Source organism: Rhodococcus sp. WB9, from assembly GCF_007558985.1.
GTDB lineage: Bacteria > Actinomycetota > Actinomycetes > Mycobacteriales > Mycobacteriaceae > Rhodococcus_F > Rhodococcus_F opacus.
The window spans coordinates 105,065-130,072 of the sequence record NZ_CP041769.1 but is presented as its reverse complement, the minus strand read 5'-3'; the positions used below and the strand labels follow the sequence as shown (position 1 = coordinate 130,072).

Sequence of the window (25,008 nt, the reverse complement as noted above, 5' to 3'; positions counted from 1 at the left end):
TCAACCGATCTCGGTGACAGCGATCGTCGCCGGATCTCCCGCGCCGCACTCGCGGCCCACCACCAGGGCCGTGATCTGCGGCGGACGCGGCGCAGCCACCAGTAGCAGTACCCCGGGAACACCGTCGAGGCGAACCTCACTGGACCCCAGAAGGGGGCGGGACGGTTCGATGCCGTTGGCGCGCAGGCATTCTGCGAGTTGCGCGGGATCCCCGAGTGGTCCGAGCTGCCGCGAACCGATCACGGTGAGGAGGCGTCCGGAATCGAGATCGGTGCCCAGATCGAGAACGGCCGATGCCGGTGAGGTTTCGGAACTGGGCAGGGCAACGGCCAGCTCGGATTCCCGGCTGTCCGGCATGACGACCGCGACGGCCACCACGACCGCTGCCGCCGCCGCGAAGGTCCCCGCGGCCGCCGCAGCCCACTTCCGTCGCCGGGCGAGCGGCACCACGGTGGCCTCGGCAGGTGTGTCCCGTTCCGCAGCGAGAGCGCGGTTGATGCGGTCGGCGACGTCGGCGGGAATCGGGGTCGAGACCGAATGATCACGTCCGAGCGCGCCCAGCTGATCGGTGACCCGGTCGAGTGCGTCGATCACGTCCATGGCCTGCGGGTCGTTCCGGACGAGCGGCCACAGGCGATCGCTGACCGACTCCGGCAACACCCCGGCGTGGAGATCGGCCAGCAGGTCCTCGGAGTACGGCGGTGCGGGCAGCGCGCCATCGGACGGTTCGGGTTCACGGTCGGCCATGGCACCTCCTCGCCGGTTCATCGTGGTCCGGGACGTCAGGACAGTTTCCCGCTCCCACTAGGTTTTGACGCCCCGGAGTCATAATCGGTTCCCCTCCACCCGAAAATATTCGAGAGAGGCGGCCAGCTTCTTCCGGCCGCGGGCGCAGCGGCTCTTCACGGTGCCTTCCGGAACCCCGAGAAGCGCGGCCGCCTCACTCGTCGAACGGCCCTCGAGGTCGACGGCCACGATCGCGGTCCGCTGATCCGGCGGGAGCTGTGCCAGTGCGCGCTCGACCACCAGGCTGAGCTCCACCTCGGAAACGTAGTCGCGGGTATCGCGCGGTTCGTCGTCCTCGTCGGCGGACAGGGACACCGCAGGACGAGCCTTGTTCCGGCGGATGCGGTCGAGGCAGGCGTTGACCACGATCGTGTGCAGCCAGCTCCGGACCGCGGCGTCCCGGCGGAACGAGCCCGCGTTGCGGTGCGCGGACAGCAGCGCCTCCTGCAGGGCGTCCGCCGCGTCCTCGGTGGTGTAGCTGGTGCGGTTGGCGACGTGCCACAGATGGTCGTAGTGCCGTCCGAGCAGTGTCTCGAATGCGTGCCGATCGCCGGCGACGTGCGCAGCCAACAGGTCGACGTCCGAGGGCTCACCCTCGGAATCCCCCCGGAAGATTCGCACCGGCGGATGTTAGCTCAGTTCGCCGATCCGCGAGCACCGGGTGCCGACTACGTCGCGGCGTTGAAACCGATGTCGGCGATGGACGATTGGTTCTTGCCACCGGAATTACTCAGGCCGGTGATCCACACCAGGACGTTCTTGGTGGGTCCCTCCGACTTCACCGGGATATCGGTGACACCGTTGCCGAGGACCTTCGAGCCGAGCACCTGCGTCTGGTCGAGGGTCGGGTTCTCCGACGGGGCACTGCGAATCTCGACGTTGGTGCCCGGTGTCGGCGAGTTGATCCACACGCTCGACAGTGTCGCCGGCTCGTCCAGCGTGACCATCAGGCCCACACCGTTCTTCAGCGCGGGGAACGGCTGGAAGTACGAGTCGGTGCTCCACACGGTGGACGTGTTGCCGTCGACCGCCAGCCGGGCGTTCGCGGCGGAGTCGGGGGTGCCCTGCGGCGAGAACACCGTCGCCCCCGAGGGGCTGACCGGCGCGACATTCGCCGCCGGGGCGGGCGCGGGGGCGGGCGACTCGGGGTTGGGCGGCGCCTCGGCCGACGTGGTGAGCCCGAAGTCCTGTTCGGTGAGCGGCGCGTCGGAACTACTGCCCGTGAGGAACGTCGCGAGCCAGAAGCCCAGCAGCGCCAGCACGATGATCGTGACGACCGCGAGGCCCACGAGCGCCGCGATCATCCGGTTGGACTTCTTCTTCTCCGCCTCCAGTGCTTCCGGGTCGGCGAGAGCGTGACCGGTCGTGCCGGGGCCCCGCTGCCCGAGCCGCAGCACGGGGATGAATTCGGTCTTGTCGTTGACGACGGACGCCTGGTCGAGAATGTGCTGCACGGTGGCCGCCGTGCGGATTCCCCCGTTCGGCTCGAGTGAGCGCAGCGCCACCGCGGAAATCTCGAACGGGACCTCAGGGCGGATCACCCGCGGTCCGATGGGCTGCCCGCTCGAGTCGCGGTCGGCCAGCCGCATACCGCCGACGGTGCCCGGACGGTGCGAACCCGACGGGTCCCCCGCGGGAGCGGACGGGTCGCCCAGCGGCCAGCGCGCGGTGATGAGGGCGTAGAGCATGGCCCCCAGTCCGCGCACGTCGGAACTCGAGTCGGAGTCGGCGAGCGTGGCCGGGAACGCCAGCACGGCATCGCCGTTGATGCTGATACGGACGCGGTCGGGGTGGTCGATGGACAGTGCCCCGCCGGCGCGGTGCGCGGTCTCGGCGGCCGCGGCGAGCGCGCGGATGGCACTGGCGGCGCCGATCGGAGACGGCTTGGTGTCGGCCATCTCCCGCAGCGAGCGGCCCGGGGTCCACTCGGCGACGACGATGCCGCCGGAGCTACCGCGGACCACGTCGAGCACACGGGCGAGTCCGGGCGAGTTGATCCGGCCCAGTCGCAGGGTGCGCGACAGAATGGCTTGCGGGCCTTCGGGACCGGCCGAGGTGGAGCGCTGTTCGGCATCCACGAACGTCAGAGCCACCTCGCGGTCGAGCTTGACGTCCAGCGCCTGCCAGAACTGCAGTCCCCGCGAACCGCCGTGCGGTGTCAGAAGGCGGTACCGACCGCCCGCGACGGACGCGCCGGGAATGAGCTTGGGGCCTCGCGGAGTACGACGAGGACCTGCGCCGTGCTCACGTCCGGGCGCCGGTGTGATCGGGATCACGCCGGTGTCGTAACTGAGATCCCGTGCCGGGGCCGCGCCCATGTGACGTGTGTCTCTGGGCGATTCGCCTACGTCGTCGGCGGGAGTCTTCGGCGCAGCCTTCGTCTGCGCATCCGCAGGATCGCCGGTTTCCTTGCTCTGCCCCGTTTTCGGAGTGTCTGCGGAGCCCGAGGACGTGGCCGCGTCCTTCTTCTGCGGTGCGTCGGTGCCGGCCTGCTTGTCGGACTTCGCGGCGTCGGTGGAGGCCGACTCGGACGAGATCCGGGTGGTCGGGGCGTCGAGGCCGTTGGGGGCGGCGGCCGAATCGCGTTCGGACGCTTGCACCGTAGAACCTCCGGCTCTCTTGCTGCCGGCCACGTCGTCGTCGCTCACCCTCACTCCTTCATTCTCGAATGCCCAACTCCGACCAGTACCGGGCGGCGATCCGACCCGCTCGTGTCCAGGGTACGGGAGTCCACCGGGTCGTTCGATACCACGCGGCTGTCCCCCGAAGTCGTGCGGTGTGGCGCGGACCACGGGAATCAGTTCTGTTTCGGCTTCTGCGAGCGGGTCGGCCTCCGGTTCCGGTGCGGCGCTGCGACCGCGCAGGGCGCGAACCTTGCGGGCGACGGCGACGGTGATGGACACGATTTCGGGGATCTTCGCGAACCAGAGGATCACGAAGGTGACGACGAGCATGAGGACACCGCTGATCATGACCCGGACCATCGAGCCCGGACCGCCGAACAGACTGGTGAGGCGGTCGAGCCCGAGGAGGCGGTCGGCGCCGAGCATGACGAGCGCACCCGCCATCGACGCGAGCACCACCACCCACACCGTCTTGCCGACGTTCGCCATCTGCAGGTTGCCGAGACTGCGGTGCAGCAGCCAGCCCCCGACGAGCGCGCCGGTGATGTAGCCGAGGCCGTTGGCCACGCCGAGCAGGATGACCACCTGGTCGTCGCTGGAGGCGATCATCGGGGTGAGCGCCGACAGCGCGATCTTCACCGCGGTGATGCCCAGGACGATCCACGTGGGGGTCCAGGCCTGCTCGCGGGCATAGAACACGCGGAGCTGGATCAGCACCAGGGAATAGGGAATGAGCGTGAAGGCCGACCAGCTGACGGCCTGGCCGAGGCGTTCGGCGTCACCGGTCCCGAAGTTGCCGTACCCGTAGAGCGCCTGGCCGATCTCGGGGCCGGCGAACGTGAGGAACGTGATGATCGGGATGAGAGAGATCATCGTCAGCCGGGTGGCGACGGACAGATCGTCGACCACGGCGGGGGTGTCGTCGGCGGCAGCGTTGCGGCTGAGTCGCGGCATGATCGCGGTCAGCACCGTCACGCCGAGCACGCCGTACGGCAGCTGCAGCAGGAGCCACGCGTTGTTGTAGATCGCGGGACCCGACGCGTCCGCGTGTGACGAGATGCGGGTGGCGACGATCATGCCCGCCTGGCTGATCAGCACGTACAGGATGATCGCGACGGCCATGCCGCCGAACTGCTTGAGCCGGTCGTCGAGGCCCCACAGCGGTTTCAGCGAGATGCCCTCGCGCCGGATCGCAGGCACCAGGCTCATCGCCTGCACCACGACACCGAGCGTGACGCCCACACCGAGGACCAGCAGTTTCGGGTCGCTCATCCGCACCGGATCGAGGGTGATCTCCCCCGGTGTCGCGTAGTAGATCACCAGCACGGTGAGCATCACGACGTTGTTCAGCACCGGCGCCCAGGCACCGGGTTTGAACACCTGCCGGGTGTTGAGAATGGCCGTGAGCAGCGCCGACAGTCCGTAGAACAGGATCGCGGGCAGGAGGAGATAGGACAGAGCCGTGGTGAGGGACGTGTTCACCTTGCCGTCGGCCGACAGGAAGACATGCGTGGTGAGCACGGGCGCGGCCGCGGTCGCCAGCAACGCCGCAGTTCCGAGCAGCACGCACGTGGCGGTGAACAGGCGTCGCACGAACGCGGCACCCTGGTCCGGGTCCTCGCGTTCGGCGCGCACCAGGACGGGCACCACGATCGCGGTGAGCACCGCTCCCAGCACGAGCTCGGAGATCATGTTCGGGATCTGGCTGGCGACGGTGAACGAGCTGGCCACCGACCCACCCAGCAGCGTCAGGACGAGGAGCTGCTTGGCGAATCCGGTGATGCGGCTGACGAGCGTCGCCACCGCGATCGAACCGGTGGACGCCAGCAGTCGGGAGTTGCCCTGCTTCTGCGGCGCGGTCGACGGCCCGGAGTCCCGGACCGGAGGCGGCGAGGGGTCGACGCGGATGGCCGCGAACTGGACCGTCGGCGCCTCGTCCGGCCGGATTTCCCGAGCCCAGTGGTCCCGCTCCCACGGCGCGACCCGGGGATGGGAGCGATCGGGAAGCCTCTGGCCCCTACTGGGCAAGTTCCCGGTCATGAACGTTCGTACCCTTCGTCAGCTGGATCCGGCTGGCCGCGGAATCGATGCCACAGCCGGCGGCCGGCGAGGAACAGCAGCAGAGCACCCGCGCATGCTGTCAGTATCGCCAACGCCTGCCCGTACGCGTTGGACCGTACCGTCACGCTGGTCGGCTCTCCCAGTTGCTGTCCATCGGCGGTGGTCAGAGAGAATGTGACAACGAGCTTGCGGGAGTCGTTGGCTTCGGTGGGAACGGTGAGGGTGCGGCTGCCACGTGGGGGCAGCGTGGTGGGGCCGATGTCGGTGATGGTCATCCCCGACGGCGCGTCCACCTGGAGACGGACGGTGATTCCGACCGGCAGGTCGTTCCTGGCCACCAGCAGCAGCGGGCTCTGTTCCGACGCCAGCGTGTAGACACCGCCCGGCGACACGACGGTGACGGCCCCGAACAGGTCGTCCATGGTTTCGGCCACCTCGTCCGCGCGCGTGTCGGACGCCTCTTCCGCGGACCGTCGTTCGTCGTCGCGGCGATGCGCGAGGCTCATCGAGCGCAGCAGGTCCTCGCGCAGCGGTGCCGTGAAGCGTTCCGGGGTGAGCGGGGCCTGCGGGTCGTCGACCAGTGCGGTGTTCAGTGCCTCGATGCGGGGCGTCTGTGTGGCGGCGGCGTCGCGGATATGGGCGGGGACGCCGTCCTCGGCGGCCTGATCCGGGTACTCCAGCGTCGCGACCTCGGGTGATCCGGGCTGACGTCCCAGCAGCGTGGGCAACGGGCGGGGGGTCGCGAGCCCGGAGCGCATCAGCGAGGACACCGTGGACAGCAGCGTCTTCGCGTCCTCGGCGCCGGCCGTCCACAGCTGCGGCGGCACCACCATCAGCGAGCGGGGGGTGCCTGCGGCGCGTGCGGCATCGGGTTCGAGGGCAGACCACGACACCGCACCGAGTGCGTCCTGCAGTCGGGCGGTCCGGGAATCGTCCGAGAGGTCGTACCGGGCGCGCTTCGGGGTGTACGAGGGGGTCTGCGGTGTCGTTCCCATGGCCGCGAGCGCCGTCCCGACGGACGGATCGAACAGCAGCGCGTCGACGCTTCCGGTGGCCGCAGGCGTCTCGGTTGCCGCCGGGGTCGTCTCCCCGTTCGCGGGAACGGGGGCGGGGGGCGGAGTCGCCTCGATGACGTGGGCGCTGTCGCGGGGTGTCGTCGTGTCGACGGAGTTGGCGGCCACGAGCGTGGTGGTCGCCTCGTCTCTGCGCAGCATCTGCGCCGTCGCGTCGTCCAGCACGCCGGCGTCGCTCCACACGAAACTGCGCAGCGACGTGACACCCAGCACGTTGTCGACGATGTCCGCGGGGGCTTCGATGGCGGTCGCGGTGAGGTCCGGGTTCGCGACCTCGGTGATCGCGGACAGGTCGGCCTGCGCGAACGGAACCGACGTGGTGCACATGGACGCGGCCAGCGACCGGGCGCGGTCGAGCCACGCCGACGCGGCATCCTTACCGGTGCCTTCGTGCGCGGAACCGGTGGGATCGGACGGGTCGTCCACCACCAGATATCCGCGCGTCATGTTCTCGACGGTGATCAGCAGGTCGGGGTCGACGGCCAGGCACAGACTGTCCCGGAGGGTGTGGTCACGGTCGACGCTCTCCCGGGTGGCGAACTCCGCCGCGCCCAGCAGTTCGTCGAGCCGGCCGCCGTCCGCGAGCGAGGACGCGAGGTCGTCGTCGACGAGACGGACCGGTTCGGTGACGGAACCGGGCACCCCCGCCGCGAGCCGGGGCCGGTCGGCGAGCGGCCAGAGCATGGTGACGGCGACGGGACTGGAGATGTCCGGGGGCACAGCCGGAGTGCCGGGGACCCCGAACACGGGGAGCAGGAATCGGGCGTCGTCGAGGCGCGCGGCCCCGCCGTACTCGGGGGTGCCGTTCACGTTCACCATCAGCGGGTACACGCCGGGTTCGGTGATGTCGAGAGAGATGTCGGTGTCGGACCGTAGTGGCAGCGACAGCGTGAACTGCTTGCTCTGCCCCTCGTCGAGGCGGCCCGCGACCGTGTCGAACATGCCGACCGTGTCGTACCGCGACTGATCGAGGGTGAGGGACGTGCGGAGGCCCTCGCTGCTCGCGACGGCGGGGGCGCGCTGCAGTCGCACGCTGACGTCGCGGACCGTGCGGTCGCCGATGTTCTTCACCGAGCCCGTGACGGTGACGAACGGGTCGCTGGTGGTGGTGACCGTGGACGGCGTGACGTTGTCGATGTGCAGTTCGAGGAACTCGGGGTCCTCGTCGACCGTCTGGGTCCCGGCGCTCTCGGGCGGCACGGGGTCCTGGGCCGCCGCCACCACGGTGCTGGTGGGAGCCAGAACGACCGCGAGTGCGGTCAACGTCACGGCACCGACCCGACGCAAAGCCATCCTCATCCGGCGTCTGGCCCCTTCTGGAGCTTCAGGTCGGGGGCGGTCGGGGTGGTAGTCATCTTGGAGATCAAGTCACCGGCGATTTCTGCGAGTTTCCGTTCGTCTGCGTAGGCCAGGCGTGATCCCAGCTCGGCGAGCGGCACCCACGCTACCTCGGTGACTTCCACGTCTTCGTCCGACAGTTCCCCACCGAGGCATCTCAGCAGATAGTGGTGGACGGTCTTGTGGACCCGCCGGCCCTCGGTGACGAACCAGTAGTCGATGCTGCCGAGCGACGCGAGGACGGTGCCCTGGATGCCGGTCTCTTCCTCGACCTCACGCATCGCGGTCTGTTCGGCGGTCTCGCCCTGTTCGATGTGTCCCTTGGGCAGCGACCACAGCAGCCGCCCGCGTCGGTCGGTGCGTCCGATCAGCGCGGCGCACAGATTCTCCCGCGGTCCGCCGAGACCGTTGACGACGAGCCCGCCCGCCGAGGTTTCGCGAACCGTCCTCATGTGGGGTTTCGCGGGTTTGCCGACGGCGCCGCGCCGCCGCGAGTTGCGGCGACTCCTGTTCGCACGTTCGGCAGCAGACACCCCATCGATAGTAGTTGGCTTTGGCGTCTCCACCGGAACGCCGCACCCGAACCGAGACGCTTCGTGACCCACCTGTGGTGAACCGAACGGCGAGGTGACAGCGTGCATGCGTATCTCGCTATTTGCGCACCTCGGTAAGCTTCCTGGACGTGACTGCCCCTTCTCTCGACGACGAGCGCCGTACGCGACTGCTTGCCGGCGCCGCGGTGACGCTGCGCGAGCTGTCCGAAGTCCTGACGCCGCTCGGTGAGAGGTTCGCTGCCGCCGGTCACGAGTTGTACCTGGTGGGGGGTACTGTCCGGGACGCGATCCTGGGCCGCCTCGGCACCGACCTCGACTTCACCACCGACGCTCACCCGGAGCGGGTGCAGAAACTGCTGTCCGGTTGGGCCGACAACCAGTGGGACACGGGCATCGAGTTCGGGACGATCAGCGCCGCCAAGGCGGGTCAGCAGGTCGAGATCACGACGTATCGGGCGGACGCCTACGACCGGGTGTCGCGCAATCCGGTCGTCCAGTTCGGGACGAAGCTCGAGGACGACCTGGTGCGGCGCGATTTCACGGTCAACGCGATGGCCGTGCGGATCGGTGCGGACGGCTCGCAGGACTTCGTCGACCCCCTGGGCGGCATGGACGCGCTGCTGGCCGGGGTGCTGGACACGCCGTCGGCGCCGGAGAACTCCTTCAACGACGACCCGCTGCGCATGTTGCGGGCCGCCCGGTTCGTGTCCCAGCTGGGATTCACCCTGCACGAGCGCGTGCATCAGGCCATCGTCGACATGGCGCCGCAGATCGAGCGGATCACGGCCGAACGCGTGCGGGCCGAACTCGACAAGCTGATCCTCGGCGAATTCCCGATCGACGGCATGAACGTGATGTGTGAGACGGGTCTCGCCGACTTCGTGCTGCCCGAGGTGCCGCAGATGAAGCTCGAGATCGACGAGCACCACCAGCACAAGGACGTGTACTGGCACTCGCTGACCGTGCTGAAGCAGGCCGTCGACCTCGAGGACGGCGACCCCGACCTGGTGTTGCGGTGGGCGGCGCTGCTGCACGACATCGGTAAACCGGACACGAAGCGCAACGAGCCGGGCGGCGGCGTGAGCTTCCACCACCACGAGGTGGTCGGCGCGAAGATGGTCCGCAAGCGGATGCGGGCGCTGAAGTATTCGAAGCAGATGGTCGACGACGTCTCGCAGCTGGTGTTCCTCCACCTGCGGTTCCACGGCTACGGCAAGGGTCAGTGGACCGATTCCGCCGTGCGCCGGTACGTGACGGATGCCGGCCCGCTGCTGCCGCGGCTGCACAAGCTGGTCCGCGCCGATTGCACCACCCGCAACAAGCGGCGGGCGGCCGCCCTGCAGGCGACGTACGACGACATCGAGGAGCGGATCGCCCGGCTCGCCGAGCAGGAAGACCTCGCACGGGTGCGCCCCGACCTCGACGGCAACGCGATCATGGAGTTGCTCGGCATTCCCGCCGGCCCCGACGTCGGGAGGGCGTGGAAGTACCTGAAGGAGCTCCGGCTCGATCGTGGTCCGCTCAGCCGCGACGAGGCCGAGGCCGAACTGCTGTCGTGGTGGGCCACGCAGCAGGGCTGACCGATCGCCGATCCGCTCGGGTCGACGTCGCCTTCTCCTTACTCCGCTTTCGGGCGGCCACTCACCTGAAGTGACGACAGTCACATGATCTGGTGATTCTGCCGTGCCGACATCACCACCGTGCCCGCGCCCGGGTGCGAGAGACGTCACCGAACGCTCACGGGGGTTAATCCCGACGAAACACGGTTCCCGGCAGCATTGATACAGGTCGTGAGCCGGGTGGACAGGCGGCGACCGTGCAGGTGAGGAGCTAGTCGATGCAGCAGCAGAAAGCCGGGACTTCCACAGTGAAGACCGCCTGCTCGTACTGCGGTGTCGGCTGCGGCATGGTGCTCGAGGTCGGGACCGATCCCGGGACCGGTGCGCGCCGCGTGCTCAAGGCGTCCGGCGACAAGGACCATCCCACCAACTTCGGGCGGCTGTGCACCAAGGGTGCGACGAGCGCCGAGATGCTGGTGGCCGGTGGCCGGATGGAAACGGGATACGTCCGCGACGAGCGCGGGGAGGCACCCACCTCGATCGACGTCGGCGCCGCCATCAGCGAGACCGCGCGCCGGCTGAAGGAACAACTCGACGAGCACGGACCGGACGCCCTGTCGTTCTACGTCTCCGGTCAGATGTCCATCGAGGCGCAATACCTGATCACCAAGCTCGCGAAGGGCTTCGTCGGCACCAACCAGATCGAGTCCAACTCGCGGCTGTGCATGGCCAGTGCCGGCACCGGCTACAAGCAGTCGCTGGGCGCGGACGGCCCGCCCGGCTCGTATCAGGACTTCGACTCGGCCGACGTGTTCTTCGTGATCGGCGCGAACATGGCGGATTGTCACCCGATCCTGTTCCTGCGGATGATGGACCGCGTCAAGGCCGGGGCCAAGCTGATCGTCGTCGATCCGCGTCGCAACGCGACCGCCGACAAGTCGAACCTGTTCATGCAGATCGCGCCGGGCACCGACCTCGCGCTGCTCAACGGTCTGCTGCACCTGCTCGTGAAGAACGGGCACACCGATCCCGAGTTCATCGCCGAGTTCACCGAGGGCTGGGAGGTGATCCCGGAGTTCCTCGAGGAGTACACCCCCGAGAAGGTCGCGGACATCACCGGCATCCCCGAATCCGACATCCGTCAGGCCGCCCAGTGGATCGGGGAGGCCGAGAACTGGATGAGCTGCTGGACGATGGGCCTCAACCAGAGCACCCACGGCACCTGGAACACCAACGCGATCTGCAACCTGCACCTGGCCACCGGTGCGATCTGCCGGCCGGGCAGCGGCCCGTTCTCCCTCACCGGTCAGCCCAACGCGATGGGTGGCCGCGAGATGGGGTACATGGGTCCCGGCCTGCCGGGGCAGCGGTCGGTGCTCGCCGCCGACGACCGGGCGTTCATCGAGGATCTGTGGGAGCTGCCGGAGGGCAGCATCCGCACGGAGGTCGGCACCGGAACCGTCGACATGTTCGAGCGGATGGTCGCGGGTGACATCAAGGCCTGCTGGATCATCTGCACCAATCCCGTTGCCACCGTGGCGAACCGGCGGACGGTGATCGAGGGTCTCGAGGCCGCCGAGCTCGTGATCACGCAGGACGTCTTCCTCGACACCGAGACCAACGGTTACGCCGACATCCTGCTGCCGGGGGCGCTGTGGGCGGAGTCGGATTCGGTGATGATCAACTCCGAGCGCAACCTCACCCTGTTGCAGCAGGCCGTCGATCCGGTCGGCCAGGCGCTGCCCGACTGGCAGATCATCGCGCGGGTCGCCAGCGAGATGGGATACGCGGACGCGTTCACCTACGACTCGTCGGAGGACGTGTTCGAGGAGATCAAGCGCACCTGGAATCCGAAGACCGGCTACGACCTTCGCGGCATCTCCTACGACCGTCTGCGGGAGACGCCGGTGCAGTGGCCGAGCCCGCCCGGCAACCGCACCGATCGCAACCCCCTCCGCTACGTGAATGACGGCGTCAGCCAGAACCTGCTGTCCGCTCCCGACGGTTCACTCCCCCGGCTCGCGTTCGCCACCGCGAGCGGCAAGGCCGCCTTCTTCCCGCGCCCGCACATGCTGCCCGCCGAGATGCCCGACGACGACTACCCGTTCGTCCTCAACACCGGTCGCCTGCAGCACCAGTGGCACACGATGACGAAGACGGGCAAGGTGGCCAAGCTCAACAAGCTGAACTCCGGCCCGTTCGTCGAGATCAATCCGGCTGATGCGCAGAAGCTTTCGATCGCCGACGGCGACAAGGTGGAGGTGGCGTCCCGGCGCGGTCGCGCGGTGCTTCCCGCCGTCGTCCGCGACCGCGTCCTCCCCGGCGGGTGCTTCGCCCCGTTCCACTGGAACGACTCGTTCGGTGAGTACCTCAGCATCAACGCCGTCACCAACGACGCCGTCGATCCCACGTCCTTCCAGCCGGAGTTCAAGGCGTGCGCCGTCTCCCTGACCCGGGTGGCCCCGGTGGCGGCGCCGGAGGTCCCGGAGTCCGGCGGGGCGCTCACCCTCGCGCAGGGTTCGCCCGCCGCGGAGATGAGCCGCATCCTGGGCCTGGACGACTCCGCCTCCCCCACTTTCGACGAACACGAACGCATGTACCTCGCCGGGCTGCTGTCGGGGCTGCAGTCCACCGAGATCCGGGGAGTTCCGGTTCTTCCGCGAAGCGCACCGATCTCCGGGTCCAAGCGCGTGTGGCTGGACGGTCTGATGGCGGGGCTGTTCTCCCGTTCCGACGTTCCGCAGAGTGCCGTGGTTCCGGACGCGAACACTGAATCGGTCCAGCACCCGGTGGTGGTGGTGTGGGCGTCGCAGACCGGCAACGCCGAGGAGTTCGCCGCCGAATGTGCCGAACAACTCGAAGCGGCCGGCCACGGCACCCGCCTGATGAGCATGGACGACTACGACGTCGCGGGTCTGGCCGACGTCCGCGACCTCCTGATCATCACCAGCACGTTCGGGGACGGCGACGCCCCCGACAACGGCAGCAGCTTCTGGTCCGCGCTCAGCAGCGACGAGGCCCCGAAGCTGTCGCAGACCCGGTATGCCGTGCTGGCTTTCGGCGATTCCAACTACGACGACTTCTGCGGGCACGGCAAGCGGATCGACGCCCGGCTGGAGCAGCTGGAGGCGAAGCGTCTCACCGAGCGGGTCGACTGCGAACCCGACTACGAGGACCAGGCACGTCAGTGGCTGATCCAGGTCCAGAAGCTGGTCCGGGACCGTGCGGCGGCCGACGGTGCGACCGTGGTGGCGTCCGCGCCCGCGCCGGCCCGGCCCGCAGCGAAGAAGGCGGCGACGTTCACACGGAAGACGCCGTTGGTCACGCGACTGACGAAGAACATTCCGCTCAGCGCCGCCGGATCGTCGAAGGACGTGCGGCAGTTCGGTTTCGAAGTGAGCGATCCGGAGTTCTCCTACGAGGCGGGCGACGCTCTCGGTGTCTGGCCGACCAACAGCGACGCCGTCGTCGACGAGTGGCTGAAGGTCACCCGGTCGATCCCGGACACGCCCGTCACGTTGCCGGACCTGCCGGAGATGACGCTGCGCGAGGCGCTGCGCACGAAGCTCGAGATCACGAAGGTGACCCCCGAGCTGCTGCGGTTCGTGCAGAGCCGCACCCAGGACACCGAGCTGGCGCGGCTGCTGCGCCCGCAGAACAAGATCGCGCTCCAGCAGTGGCTGTGGGGACGGCAGTCGATGGACGTGCTGGCGGAGTACGGGGTCGAGGCCGACGCGGACGAGTGGCTGAGCGTGCTCAAGCGCCTCCAGCCGCGGTTGTACTCGATCTCGTCGAGCCCCAAGGTCGACCCGGGTGAGGTGCAGCTGACCGTCTCCGCGGTGCGCTACAACCACGAGGGCAAGAACCGCTCCGGGGTCTGCTCGACGTTCCTCGCCGATCACTGCGACGAGGCCGACGTGCCGATCTTCGTGCAGAAGTCGGCGCACTTCCGTCCCCCGCAGGCTGCCGACGCACCGATGATCATGGTCGGTCCCGGCACCGGTATCGCTCCGTTCCGCGGATTCCTGCACGAACGCCGCGAATTGGGTCACACGGGTAAGAACTGGATGTTCTTCGGTGAGCAGCACGAGGCTACCGACTTCTACTACCGCGAGGAGATGGAAGCTATGCACCGCGACGGATTTCTCACCCACCTCGATGCGGCGTTCTCCCGGGACCAGCGGCAGAAAATCTATGTGCAGGACCGCATTCGCGAGCACGGCGCCAAGCTCTGGGGCTGGATGCAGGAGGGTGCGTCGCTGTACGTGTGCGGCGACGCGAGCCGCATGGCGAAGGACGTGGACGAGACGATCCGTGAGGTCGTCCGCACCCACGGGCGCCTGGACGAGGAAGATGCCGAGCTGTACATGAAGCAACTCGCGACCGACAAGCGGTACGTGCGCGACGTGTACTGATCCGCATCTGCGGAAAGGTGCACTTGATCGGTCCGTATTTGCCGACATAGGATGTCGGTCATGACGCATGCGCGGACAATTCTCGGATGACGGGAATCCGGATACGACAAGCCGCAGAACTGCTCGGCGTCAGCGACGACACAGTCCGGCGGTGGATCGACAACGGCAGCCTCGCGGCGGAGAAGGACGAGTCGGGCCGCAAGGTCGTCGACGGCCCCGCACTCGCCGAGTTCGCGCGCGCCAATGCCTCGAAGTCGCCCGATCTGCTCGGATCGGAGTCCTCGGCACGTAACCGATTCACCGGCATCGTGACCGCGGTGGTGATGGACACGGTGATGGCCCAGGTCGAGATGCAGTGCGGGCCTTTCCGCGTCGTCTCCCTGATGAGCAGTGAAGCCGTGCGCGACCTCGGGCTCGAGCCCGGCAAGGTCGCGGTAGCCGTCGTCAAGTCGACCACGGTGATCGTCGAAACACCTGGAGACGTTTCATGAAGTCGTCCTGGCGGCGGGCCACGACGGGGGTTGCTGCGGCCGCACTCGGTCTCGGCCTTCTCACCGGCTGCGGTTCGAACGACGACGGCGGCGCCTCGGGTTCCGCCGAGGCGACGTCCGCGTCCGCAGCGGGTGGCGACATCACGGTGTTCGCCGCGGCGTCGCTGAAGAGTACGTTCACGGAACTCGGCCAGATGTACGAGACCGCGAACCCCGGATCCCACGTGGAGTTCAGCTTCGCGGGTTCCTCCGACCTCGCCGCTCAACTCGACCAGGGCGCCTCGGCCGACGTGTTCGCGTCCGCCGATACCACCAACATGACGAAGGTGGTCGACGCCGGGCTCGTCGAGGGCAGTCCCGTCGACTTCGCCACCAACACGCTTATCATCGTGACGGCACCCGGAAACCCCAAGGGCATCACGTCCTTCGCGGATCTGAACCGTGAGGGGACGCTGGTGGTCACGTGTGCCCCGCAAGTTCCGTGCGGTTCCGCGACGCAGAAGGTCGAGACCGCGTCGGGTGTCGACCTCAGCCCGGTCAGCGAGGAGTCGTCGGTGACCGACGTGCTGAACAAGGTGACAGCCGGTCAGGCCGACGCCGGCGTCGTGTACGTCACGGACGCGGCGAGCGCCGGCGACAAGGTGACAGCTGTGGCATTCCCCGAGGCCGCGCAGGCAGTGAACACCTATCCCATTGCGACGCTGTCCGCTTCGAAGGCACCGGACGCGGCGCAGGGCTTCGTCGACCTCGTCACGGGACCCGACGGTCAGGCAGTGCTCGCGAAGGCCGGATTCGCCCAGCCGTGATCCGGGGCGCGCGCGTCAGAGTCCCGTCCGGGCTTCCGGGCTGGATCTTCGTCCCGGCGGCACTGGGCGGACTGTTCGTCGTCCTGCCGCTGTTCGCGATGCTGGCGAGCGTCGACTGGTCGCGGTTCTTCCAGCTGGTTACGTCGGAATCCTCGCTCGCGGCGCTGGAACTGAGCCTGCGGACCGCAGCCCTGAGCACCGTGCTGTGCGTCCTGCTGGGGGTTCCGATGGCGGCAGTGCTGTCGCGCAGCAGTTTTCGCGGACTGCACGTGCTGCGGTCACTGGTGCTCCTGCCGCTGGTGCTTCCACCGGTGGTCGGGGGTATCGCCCTGCTGTACACGTTCGGCCGCAAGGGTCTGATCGGGCAGCACCTCGAGGTCGCGGGCATCCACATCGCGTTCACCACCACGGCCGTCGTGCTCGCGCAGACGTTCGTCGCGCTGCCGTTCCTCGTGGTGAGCCTCGAGGGTTCACTCCGGACCGCAGGCAGCCGGTACGAGCACGCCGCCGCGACACTCGGCGCGAGCCCCACCACCGTCTTCCGGCGGGTGACACTGCCGCTGGTGCTGCCCGGGCTGGTGTCGGGGGCGGTGTTGTCGTTCGCGCGGGCGCTCGGCGAGTTCGGGGCCACGCTGACGTTCGCGGGCAGCCTGCAGGGTGTCACGCGAACGCTGCCGCTCGAGATCTACCTGCAGCGGGAGACCGACGCCGATGCGGCCGTGGCGTTGTCGCTGGTGCTGGTCGTGGTCGCGGTGCTCATCGTGGTGGGTTCGCGGGGCTGGGCGTCGAGGGCCGCGCTGTGACCGGCCTGAGCGTCGAGGCGCGGGTGGATGCGCGTGGCGTCGACGTGGGGTTCGACCTCGGCGAGGGTGAGGTGCTGGCGGTGCTCGGACCGAACGGTGCCGGGAAATCGACGGCGCTCTCGGTGGTCGCCGGCCTGGTGCGCCCCGACGTCGGACGCGTCGAACTGAACGGTCGCGTGCTCACCGACACCACCCGGGGCGTCGCAGTGCCCCCACACCGGCGCGGGGTCGCGCTGCTCGCACAGCAGGCGCTGTTGTTCCCGCATCTGACGGTGGCCGCCAACGTGGCGTTCGCCCCGCGCAGTGCCGGCCGGGGACGTCGGGAGGCGCGCGCGATCGCCGAGAAATGGCTGGACGCAGTGGATGCGACGCAGTTCGCCGACCGCCGCCCGCACGAGCTGTCCGGGGGGCAGGCTCAGCGGGTCGCGGTGGCCCGAGCGCTCGCGGCCGAGCCCCAGGCCCTCCTGCTCGACGAACCCATGGCGGCGCTCGACGTGGCCGCGGCGCCCGCCCTGCGCGTACTGCTCCGGCGGGTGCTGCGGGAAGGGAACCGGACCGCGGTCGTGGTCACCCACGATATCCTCGACGCGCTGGCGCTGGCCGACCGGGTGATCGTCGTCGAGGGCGGTCAGGTGGTCGAATTCGGCTCCGTGCGAGACGTGCTGACGCGGCCCCGCAGCGCGTTCGCCGCGCGAATCGCCGGGCTCAACCTGGTTCCGGTGTTCGGGGCGCAGGACGGCTTCGAGACCGAGACCGGTGTTCGGCTGCACGGTCTGCCCGACGCGGATTTCGTGCCGGGCGCGCCGGCGGTCGCGGTGTTCGCTCCCCATTCGGTGGCCGTCCACCGACGCTCTCCGGAAGGAAGTCCGCGCAACGTCTTCCGGGTGTCCATCTCGGAGATCGAGGTGCGTGGGCCGACGGTCCGGGTGCGGGCCGCCGAAGCCGGAAGCCGGTTCGAACTCAGCGCCGACGTGACGGCGGCGTCCGTCGCGGAACTCGATCTGGTGCCGGGCCTGGACGTGTTCTTCGTCGTCAAGGCCACCGAGGTCGCCCTCCATGCCGTGCGTACTTGTTAACCGCGGGCAGTTAACAAGTACTCACGGGTGCAGGGACGCGTGCATCAGGTAGACGTTGTAGCTGTCCCACTCGGAGATCGTGAAATACAGATCCTTGTCCGTCGACCACGGATGCATGAAGCCGCCGTAGGCCATCGGGTAGTCGGCCGTGTCGACGAGCGTCGCGCCGGCCGACCACGCACCCTGCGGGCTCGACGACCGCCGCAGGATGATCGAGCCGCCGACGGGTTCGAGGTAGCTCATCAGCCAGGTGCCCGCGGTCGCGTCGTAGCGGACGGACAGTTCGCTGGCCACCCCACCGACGATGGGGGTCGCGAGGTGCTGGGACACCGGGGTCCACGTGCCGTCCGACCAGTACTGGTACGACGTGGTGTTGAGGACCTGATCGACCGGCACCCGGGCCAGGCCGATGGTGCCGATCCGCCCGTTGGGGGTGCCGAACATGTACACGTAGTCGCCCTGCGGCACCATAGCGGACACCTGGAATCGGGCGCCGAAGATGTTGTCCCACTTGGCGTGCTGGTCCTTGGTCCAGGTCTGCCCGTTGTCGTCGGAGTAGGCGATGCCGCCGTAGTTCGTGTACCACATGCCGGGGACCATGCTCCAGCGCTTCACCGACATGTAGCTGAGGTACTGACGGTCACCGATCGCGAACCCCGACGTGGGGATGGTGGTGGTCTCGAAGTTGTTGATGTGCCTGCTGTCGATGATCTCGGCGGCATGGCACCGGCTGTCCTGGACCATGCTGTCGATGGTCATGCCGTCCGACAGGTCGGTGTCGGTGCTGTGGCCGAGAACGTTGCTCCGCCAGTCCTCGCCGAACGCGCCGGGCGGAGCCCAGTCCTTGCCGAACGTGTCGCCGAACGCGACCGCGACCTCGCCCGGCTTCGTCTCCCAGGTGATGCCGAGGTCGGTGCCGTCGACCTGCCAGCGCTTGTCCGTGCGGTTTTCCGAACCGCGGCCCGTCAGTTGCGACACCAGCCGGACATCGCCGACCTCCGGCTTCGCCACGGGTGCGGTGAGGAAACCCCGTTCGGCCGGGTTGATCTGGACGGGCGGCGCCGGCTGCGGTTCGGGTCCGGGGCCGCCGGGAACGGGGATGGGAATGGTTTCGGGACGCGGATCGATGGAGATCTTCGGTATGGGCAGCGCACTCGAGCCGGACGAACCCGACGACCCCGCGGAGCCGGAAGAGCCTGCGGAACCGGAAGAGCCTGCCGAACCGGAGGACCCGGGATCGGTCTCCGGTTCGTCGACAGGATCGGTGAGGTCGGGGCACGGGTCCGCGCACGGGTCGGCGGGAAGGTCCTGGGCGACACGCGTCTGGTCGGCGGTCGGTCCGGGGACCGGCACGGGCACGAAGTCGGGGTACGGGATCGGGATGCTCACGGCCGGGGGAATGGGCGGAAGCAGTGGGCCGCCGCCCGGACTCGGCGGTTCCTTCGCCGGGTTGAATCCGGTCTCGCCGCACGCGTTCACGGGCAGCCACGGAGTGGTTTCGGCCGCGGCGGGGGCAGCGGTGAAGCCGATCGTCGCGGCCACGACGGCGGCGACGCACAGCGGCACTCCGGCCACAGACCATGACTTCTCGACCACGGGACCCCTCCAGATCGGTGGTCGGAGTAATGGCGGACCGACCTGCACGTTCGGGTTGAAGATAACACCCGGCGACGGCATCCTCAGCGCACGAGCCCGGCCCGTCCGGTCACAGTGCGGTCTCACTGTCGCGAGGGAAATTTCTTCGGGTGCGGGTGGAACCGGATCCGATTCCGCTGCGTCATACCTTTATATGGATCCTCTCGAGTATTCGTTCGGAACCGGTGCCGACGCCCCGACGGCGTGGACGTCACCCGCCGATCTCGACCTGGGGTCGTCCGGCGGTGTCGACGCCGTGCGCTTGGATTTCGACGGTGACGGCCTTCTCGACGACGCGATGTGGGATTCGGACGGCGACGGCGTGGCCGATCGGTCGGTGCTCGACTACGACGCCGACGACGAGGCCCGCTACTTCACCGACCCGTCCGGTAACGGGACGTGGAATGTCGAGATGACGATGGCCGAGCCACCGGTGATCGCGGCGGTACACACGTGGCGCCCCGATCCGATGATCGGCGCCGCCGGGACCATTGACGTCAGGGCCGACGCCGGGCAAGGTGGGTTGGGATTTCAAACTAACCGAGTGTCCGATGAGGGGAACACACCATGACCGATCTCACGCGGGAGGCGGCGAGCGCCTTCGTCGCCGCTGCCGGCCTGGAACTCGACGAGGTGTCCGGGACGAAGGTCGTCGGCCACATCGACCTGTCCACCGACCACCACACACCCTGGGGCGTGGTGCACGGCGGCGTCTACACGACGGCGGTCGAATCGGCCGCGAGCATCGGCGCGAGTACCGCGGTCGCCGACCGTGGTGAGTTCGCGGTGGGCGTGCACAACGGCACCGACTTCCTGCGGGCCCGCACCGAGGGGCGGGTCGACGTGGTCGCGGTGCCCGTCCAGCAGGGCCGGGTGCAGCAGTTGTGGTCGGTGGTGATCACCGCGACCGACACCGGGAAGGAGGTGGCTCGCGGTCAGGTCCGATTGCAGAACGTGCCCATGCCGGGGTCGAAATAGCCCGGTTCTCAGGCAGGTTCGCGCCGGGAGTTGAGCAGGATGCCGAGCAGTCCGAGGCCGTAGGCCGCACCACCCGCGAGTACCAGTCCAAGTGATCGGCCGTCGGGGGCGATCACGAGGGAGGCCGCGGCGATCGACGCGATGAAGGCCACGTTGAACACCGTGTCCTGCAGCGCGAACACCTGTCCCCGGCGGTCGTCCTCGATCTCGATCTGCATCGCCGCGTCCCCGGTGAGTTTGATGGACTGCCCGGCGAATCCGAGGAGGAGCGCGCCGCACAGCAGCGACGCCTGCGTGAGGAACGCGACGAGCGTGCACTGCACGAGGAGGGCGAGAATCAGGCCGCCGACGATGGTGCGGGACCGTCCGACGCGCGGGATCAGGAACGGTGTCGAGATCGCCGCCAGCAGCATGCCCGCGGCGGTGGCGCCGACCGCGACACCGAACCCGGCCAGACCGCCGGGCAGGGCGCTGACGGTGGCGGTGTCGCGGAGCACCAGAACCATGATCAGCGTGTTGACACCGAAAACGATCCGGTGCGTGCCTATTCCGATCATTGCGGTCGTGACGCCCGGTGACTGCCACACCGCGACCGCTCCGGTGCGCAGTCCGGCGGCGACGGCGCGGACCGCCCCATATGCGGGCTTCTCGTCGGCGTGCGGACCGAGGAGCCGATGGTGGAAGCGCGACGCCGCGAACGCGGCCACCGCGGAACCGCAGGCGGCTGCCGCGACGGCGATTCCCGAGCCGCGGTCGCCGGCGCCCACGAGGGAGATGATGGCGACCGATGTCGCGGCTCCGAGTGCGGCGAGGACGGAGCCCGTGGTGGCGAGCACCGAATTGGTGGCCACGAGCCAGGACCGGTGCACCACTCGCGGCAGCGCCGCCGAAACTCCCGCGAGAACGAACCGGCTCACACCGATGGCGGCGAGGGCGAGGAGGAGGAGCGCGGACTCACCGGTCCCGGTCTCCAGCAATACGGCCGTCACCAGAATCAGCAGTCCGCGCAGAACATTCGCCCACAGCAGCACGGCGCGGCGATCCCAGCGGTCGAGGAGCGCGCCCGCGTACGGTCCGATCACCGAGTACGGGAGCAGCAGTACCGCGAAACCGGCGGCGATCGTGACGGGATCCGTTGCGCGCTCCGGGTTGAACAGAATCGCGCCGCCGAGCGCCGTCTGGAACATGCCGTCGCCCAGCTGACTGGCGAATCGCACCGTCGCGAGACGGGCCAGCCCGGGCGACCGCCGGAGGGTGTACGCCGTTCTGCGCCACGCCTCACGCCGGTCGCCGAGCTGTTTCGCCATTCACAGGAGCCTATCCGGCGGCCGCGACCGACCTGTCCTGCCACCACCGGACGGTCTCCTCGGCGGCCCGGTCCAGTGGCGTCGGGGTCAGTCCGAGCCGGGCCTCGCTCTCGGACGAGTCCATCACGAACGGCTCCTCGAACTGGTACAGCATCTCGGCCAGCTCGCGGCTGCCCTGGTGCACGAGCCCGCCGCCGCGGATCACCCAGCCGGGCAGGGTGCCCACCTTCGGGATCGGAACCCCGGCGGCCTTCGCGTAGGCCTCGACCATCTGCCGCTGGGTGACGGCCGGGACGGTCGGTGCGTGCAGCACCGAGTTCCACAGCGCACGGTCGTGGGCGGCGACGATCATCGTGGCCGCGAAGTCGGGAACGTACGTGAACGAGTGGGGCAGGTCGGCGGAACCGAGGACGCGCATCGTCTTGCCCGCGAGGACGACGGGCACCATGCGCTCGCCGGCGTGCGCGTTCAGCACCTGCGGTCCGAAGAAGTCGGACGCGACGACGCTCACAGTGGGGGTCGAGGACTCGGCGCGGGCCTTCAGCAACCGGGTCCGGACGCCGCGCTTACCGGAGTCGGCCGACCGCGGGGTGTGCTCGGTCATCGGCTGCTGCGACGTGTCGTACGAGTAGAGGCTCTCGGGGAACACGACGACGGCGCCCACGTGGCCGGCGGCCGCGAGCACGGTCTGCTCGGCGGCGGGGAGTTCGCGCTCCCACGCGTCGGCGCTGTAGGCGGCGTGGATGCAGTGGTAGACGGCGACTGCTCCGTCGAATGCCTCACGCAGCGCGTGGGCGTCGGAGACGTCGACCTTCCGCCGCTCGATCAGGGGATGGTCCGGGCCGCTGCCCGAGCGGGTGAGGACTCGCACCTGCCGTCCCTGTTCGGCGAGCTGCAGGGCGACGGTCCAGCCGACGGGTCCCGCTCCGGTGACGATTTCGATGTTCGACATGTCCGCTCCTGATGTGAGTCGATTTCGGCGATTCGAGAGCACTGCTCTCTGTCTGATTCGAGAATGCTCCCGTTCGACCGCATTGTCAAGAGCAGTGCTCTTGTTTGTTGACACCGCTCTCGGAAATTGCCACGCTGAACCCCATGCCAGGAACACCACGAGAACGCGCCCGCGAGCAGACGCTGCAGGACATCACGAGGATCGGACGCGAACAGCTGGCCGCGGTCGGCGCCGCTGCCCTGTCGCTGCGGGCCGTCGCACGGGACCTCGGCGTCGTGTCGTCCGCCGTCTACCGGTACGTCAAGAGCCGCGACGAACTGCTGACGCTGCTCGTCGTCGACGGATACAACGAACTCGGCGACGCCGCGGAGGCGGCCGTGGCCTCCACAGCCGAACCGCGGGAACAGTTCCTGGCGCTCGGCCGTGCGGTGCGCGAGTGGGCGCTGCGCGAGCCCGCCCGCTACGGATTGCTGTTCGGCAGCCCGGTTCCCGGCTACCACGCGCCCGGCGCGCAGACCACGACTCCGGGGACACGGGTGATCTACGCACTCGTCGGGATCTTCGACAACGCGTTCCGGGCGGGCAAGCTCGAGGCGGCCGCGGCGGCGCCCATCGACGACGAGCTCGCGGCAGACCTCGACCGCATCCGCGCCGAACTCGGACTCACCACCCCCGACCATCTGCTCGCCCGCGGCGTGCTGGTCTGGTCGGCGCTGTTCGGGGCGGTGAACTTCGAGGTGTTCGGGCAGTACGGCGCCGACACGTTCACCACACCGGGGGCACTGTTCGAGCACCACCTCGCGGTCCTGGCCGAGACGGCGGGGCTGACGGCGGCGTAAAGCGGCGAACCGGACGCGGGTCGCGTCCTCCGTCACATCGCGTCCGCCGCGGTGGGATGATGTTCAGGTGGCGCACGCAGAAGAACCCGAAGATCGAACGGCGTCGACGGAACCGGTGGTCCGGCCCGGCAGCCTGTTGGTCTCGTCCACAGATCTCGTCGAACCCGCATTCCGTCGCACCGTGATCTATGTCATCGAGCACAACGACGCCGGCAGCCTCGGCGTGGTCATCAACCGTCCCAGCGAAACCGCGGTGCACGACGTGCTGCCACAGTGGGCGCCGCTCGCCGCGCGCCCGTCCGCGTTGTACGTCGGTGGCCCCGTCAAACGGGACGCCGCACTGTGCCTGGCGACACTGCGCACCGGCGCCCAGCCCGACGGTGTCGCGGGTCTGCGCCGGGTCCACGGCCGCGTGGTGATGGTGGATCTCGACTCCGACCCCGAGGTCATCGCCCCGCTGGTGGAGGGTGTCCGGATCTTCGCCGGCTACTCGGGATGGACGTACGGTCAGCTCGACTCGGAACTCCAGCGCGACGACTGGATCGTCATCTCGGCCCTCGCGTCGGACGTGGTCGCTCCCGCCCGGGTCGACGTGTGGGCGCAGGTGCTGCGCCGGCAGCCGCTCCCCCTCGCCCTGCTCGCCACTCACCCGATCGACGTCGAGCGCAACTAGACACACCCCGCGCACGTCCCTGGACTGTCGGGGACGGGTGGTATCAACAGAGGTGGGGAACGAAGTGAGGAGGACAGCACACGTGATCGACACCTGTCACGGAACATTGATCGTGCACACGCTCTACGGAGCAGAATGCACGGACGAGTCGTGCGTCGAGTTGTCCGAGGCCCGGCACGCACTGATCATCGACTGCGACGAATTCGGCGACTGCGTGTGCTCGGCGGAGTTCGCCGAGCAGCTGCGTCACGCATCCTGAGAACCCACCTCGAGCATCACCCCGACCTCCGACAGGCGTCGGCGCAGCTTCGGAAGATGGCTGCCCGGCCAGTACAGCTGCGCGCAGTCCCGGCACCGGCTGAACTCGTGTTCGTTGCCCGCGACGCCCGGTGGTGCCTCGGCGAGCGCCTCGGCACGGGTAACCGGCGCGAGAAGCCCGTTGCAGCGCGCGCACCGGGTGAACGGCGAGATCCGCGACCGAAGGTCGAAGCGGTCCAGAACTTCCCGCAACTGCCGGCGTGGGTCCGTTTCGTGCAGGAACGCGCCGTGGGTGAGCGCCGACCTCTTGAGTAGGCCGGTGTCCCGGGTCAGGACGATGCGATGCTCGGACAGGGAGATGTCCACCAGTTCCGGGTCGGCGAAGTCGTTGCGGTAACGGGTGTCGAAGCCCAGCAGGCGGAGGTAGCGGGCGAGGCGGCCGAGATGCACGTCGAGCACGAACGTCGGGTCCCGCAGCGGTCGGGGACGCAGTTTCGTGACTCCGGTCAGATCGAGTCGCTCGAACATCGGGTACACCGCGACGCGTTCGCCGCCGCGCAGCAGGTGGGCGAAATCGACCGACACCTCGTCGACGAGGATCAGATCCACCTCGGTGTGCGGGACGCCCAGCGCCTCGATCCGGTCCTTCACCGACGGGGTGCCGTCGAACTCGTGCTCGAAAGTGTGCTTGCGCCGCACCGGCGGCAGAAAGTCGTTCAGCTCCTCGTAGAAGCGGAATTCGCAGTGACGAAGTGGCTCGGGCATCGGCATTTCACGTCC

20 protein-coding genes are annotated in these 25,008 nt (G+C 68.8%); 11 read left to right on the top strand and 9 right to left on the bottom strand.

Going from position 1 to position 25,008, the window contains the following annotated elements:
* From FND50_RS00570 to FND50_RS00550, 5 genes are all read right to left on the bottom strand, one after another.
* Positions 1-747: a hypothetical protein gene (locus FND50_RS00570; RefSeq protein WP_144284399.1), complete on the bottom strand. Its 747-nt coding sequence runs from the start codon at positions 745-747 to the stop codon at positions 1-3.
* A gap of 78 nt (positions 748-825) precedes the next feature.
* Entirely contained in the window at positions 826-1,407 is a 582-nt protein-coding gene (sigM, locus tag FND50_RS00565) for an RNA polymerase sigma factor SigM (RefSeq protein WP_144284398.1), read from the bottom strand.
* Between the two features lie 47 nt (positions 1,408-1,454).
* Positions 1,455-5,450, bottom strand: a complete 3,996-nt coding sequence (murJ, locus tag FND50_RS00560) for a murein biosynthesis integral membrane protein MurJ (RefSeq protein WP_144284397.1) — start codon at positions 5,448-5,450, stop codon at positions 1,455-1,457.
* Complete coding sequence (locus tag FND50_RS00555; protein ID WP_144284396.1) at positions 5,447-7,837, bottom strand: DUF6049 family protein; 2,391 nt, start codon at positions 7,835-7,837, stop codon at positions 5,447-5,449. Before FND50_RS00555 ends, murJ begins: the two co-directional genes overlap by 4 nt.
* A 2-nt stretch (positions 7,838-7,839) precedes the next feature.
* A complete protein-coding gene (locus tag FND50_RS00550; RefSeq protein WP_005572816.1) occupies positions 7,840-8,415 on the bottom strand; it encodes an NUDIX hydrolase in 576 nt (191 codons plus the stop codon).
* Between the two features lie 149 nt (positions 8,416-8,564).
* Between FND50_RS00550 and FND50_RS00545 the strand changes: the two genes are divergently transcribed.
* From FND50_RS00545 to FND50_RS00520, 6 genes are all read left to right on the top strand, one after another.
* A complete protein-coding gene (locus FND50_RS00545) occupies positions 8,565-10,016 on the top strand; it encodes a CCA tRNA nucleotidyltransferase (protein WP_144284395.1) in 1,452 nt (483 codons plus the stop codon).
* Between the two features lie 257 nt (positions 10,017-10,273).
* A complete protein-coding gene (locus FND50_RS00540) occupies positions 10,274-14,410 on the top strand; it encodes a bifunctional nitrate reductase/sulfite reductase flavoprotein subunit alpha (protein WP_144284394.1) in 4,137 nt (1,378 codons plus the stop codon).
* Positions 14,411-14,496: 86 nt separating this feature from the next.
* On the top strand, positions 14,497-14,901 hold the full coding sequence (locus FND50_RS00535) for a molybdopterin-binding protein (protein WP_144284393.1): 405 nt from the start codon (positions 14,497-14,499) through the stop codon (positions 14,899-14,901).
* Positions 14,898-15,707: a molybdate ABC transporter substrate-binding protein gene (gene modA / locus FND50_RS00530; RefSeq protein ID WP_144284392.1), complete on the top strand. Its 810-nt coding sequence runs from the start codon at positions 14,898-14,900 to the stop codon at positions 15,705-15,707. The genes FND50_RS00535 and modA overlap by 4 nt, the downstream gene beginning before the upstream one ends.
* Entirely contained in the window at positions 15,704-16,510 is an 807-nt protein-coding gene (locus tag FND50_RS00525; protein ID WP_005572812.1) for an ABC transporter permease, read from the top strand. Before modA ends, FND50_RS00525 begins: the two co-directional genes overlap by 4 nt.
* Positions 16,507-17,586, top strand: a complete 1,080-nt coding sequence (locus FND50_RS00520; protein ID WP_007301444.1) for a sulfate/molybdate ABC transporter ATP-binding protein — start codon at positions 16,507-16,509, stop codon at positions 17,584-17,586. Before FND50_RS00525 ends, FND50_RS00520 begins: the two co-directional genes overlap by 4 nt.
* 21 nt (positions 17,587-17,607) lie before the next feature.
* Here the strand turns inward: FND50_RS00520 and FND50_RS00515 are convergent, their stop codons facing one another.
* Positions 17,608-19,161, bottom strand: a complete 1,554-nt coding sequence (locus tag FND50_RS00515; protein ID WP_120660052.1) for a DUF4185 domain-containing protein — start codon at positions 19,159-19,161, stop codon at positions 17,608-17,610.
* Between the two features lie 214 nt (positions 19,162-19,375).
* Here FND50_RS00515 and FND50_RS37705 point away from each other — a divergent pair, with 214 nt between their 5' ends.
* On the top strand, positions 19,376-19,792 hold the full coding sequence (locus FND50_RS37705) for a hypothetical protein (RefSeq protein ID WP_005574074.1): 417 nt from the start codon (positions 19,376-19,378) through the stop codon (positions 19,790-19,792).
* Positions 19,789-20,199 carry a PaaI family thioesterase gene (locus FND50_RS00505; RefSeq protein WP_144284391.1) on the top strand — a complete coding sequence of 137 codons (411 nt, stop codon included), beginning with the start codon at positions 19,789-19,791 and terminating at the stop codon, positions 20,197-20,199. The genes FND50_RS37705 and FND50_RS00505 overlap by 4 nt, the downstream gene beginning before the upstream one ends.
* Positions 20,200-20,207: 8 nt before the next feature.
* Here FND50_RS00505 and FND50_RS00500 read toward each other — a convergent pair whose 3' ends face one another.
* Positions 20,208-21,506 carry an MFS transporter gene (locus tag FND50_RS00500; RefSeq protein WP_144284390.1) on the bottom strand — a complete coding sequence of 433 codons (1,299 nt, stop codon included), beginning with the start codon at positions 21,504-21,506 and terminating at the stop codon, positions 20,208-20,210.
* Positions 21,507-21,516: 10 nt separating this feature from the next.
* Complete coding sequence (locus FND50_RS00495) at positions 21,517-22,458, bottom strand: NAD-dependent epimerase/dehydratase family protein (RefSeq protein ID WP_144284389.1); 942 nt, start codon at positions 22,456-22,458, stop codon at positions 21,517-21,519.
* A gap of 143 nt (positions 22,459-22,601) precedes the next feature.
* Between FND50_RS00495 and FND50_RS00490 the strand changes: the two genes are divergently transcribed.
* From FND50_RS00490 to FND50_RS00480, 3 genes are all read left to right on the top strand, one after another.
* Entirely contained in the window at positions 22,602-23,297 is a 696-nt protein-coding gene (locus tag FND50_RS00490) for a TetR/AcrR family transcriptional regulator (RefSeq protein WP_144284388.1), read from the top strand.
* A gap of 67 nt (positions 23,298-23,364) precedes the next feature.
* Positions 23,365-23,970 carry a YqgE/AlgH family protein gene (locus FND50_RS00485; RefSeq protein ID WP_005249144.1) on the top strand — a complete coding sequence of 202 codons (606 nt, stop codon included), beginning with the start codon at positions 23,365-23,367 and terminating at the stop codon, positions 23,968-23,970.
* A gap of 82 nt (positions 23,971-24,052) precedes the next feature.
* Positions 24,053-24,229: a hypothetical protein gene (locus FND50_RS00480; protein ID WP_005263530.1), complete on the top strand. Its 177-nt coding sequence runs from the start codon at positions 24,053-24,055 to the stop codon at positions 24,227-24,229.
* Here FND50_RS00480 and FND50_RS00475 read toward each other — a convergent pair.
* On the bottom strand, positions 24,217-24,999 hold the full coding sequence (locus FND50_RS00475) for a Mut7-C RNAse domain-containing protein (RefSeq protein ID WP_144284387.1): 783 nt from the start codon (positions 24,997-24,999) through the stop codon (positions 24,217-24,219). The genes FND50_RS00480 and FND50_RS00475 overlap by 13 nt on opposite strands.
* Positions 25,000-25,008 lie beyond the last annotated feature (9 nt).

Bases quoted from the DNA above. Each gene is read 5' to 3' on its own strand.
- FND50_RS00570 (WP_144284399.1), bottom strand. From the start codon at position 747: ATGGCCGACCGTGAACCCGAACCGTCCGATGGCGCGCTGCCCGCACCG.
- murJ (WP_144284397.1), bottom strand. From the start codon at position 5,450: ATGACCGGGAACTTGCCCAGTAGGGGCCAGAGGCTTCCCGATCGCTCC.
- FND50_RS00555 (WP_144284396.1), bottom strand. From the start codon at position 7,837: ATGGCTTTGCGTCGGGTCGGTGCCGTGACGTTGACCGCACTCGCGGTC.
- FND50_RS00540 (WP_144284394.1), top strand. From the start codon at position 10,274: ATGCAGCAGCAGAAAGCCGGGACTTCCACAGTGAAGACCGCCTGCTCG.
- FND50_RS00535 (WP_144284393.1), top strand. From the start codon at position 14,497: ATGACGGGAATCCGGATACGACAAGCCGCAGAACTGCTCGGCGTCAGC.
- modA (WP_144284392.1), top strand. From the start codon at position 14,898: ATGAAGTCGTCCTGGCGGCGGGCCACGACGGGGGTTGCTGCGGCCGCA.
- FND50_RS37705 (WP_005574074.1), top strand. From the start codon at position 19,376: ATGGATCCTCTCGAGTATTCGTTCGGAACCGGTGCCGACGCCCCGACG.
- FND50_RS00505 (WP_144284391.1), top strand. From the start codon at position 19,789: ATGACCGATCTCACGCGGGAGGCGGCGAGCGCCTTCGTCGCCGCTGCC.
- FND50_RS00500 (WP_144284390.1), bottom strand. From the start codon at position 21,506: ATGGCGAAACAGCTCGGCGACCGGCGTGAGGCGTGGCGCAGAACGGCG.
- FND50_RS00495 (WP_144284389.1), bottom strand. From the start codon at position 22,458: ATGTCGAACATCGAAATCGTCACCGGAGCGGGACCCGTCGGCTGGACC.
- FND50_RS00490 (WP_144284388.1), top strand. From the start codon at position 22,602: ATGCCAGGAACACCACGAGAACGCGCCCGCGAGCAGACGCTGCAGGAC.
- FND50_RS00475 (WP_144284387.1), bottom strand. From the start codon at position 24,999: ATGCCGATGCCCGAGCCACTTCGTCACTGCGAATTCCGCTTCTACGAG.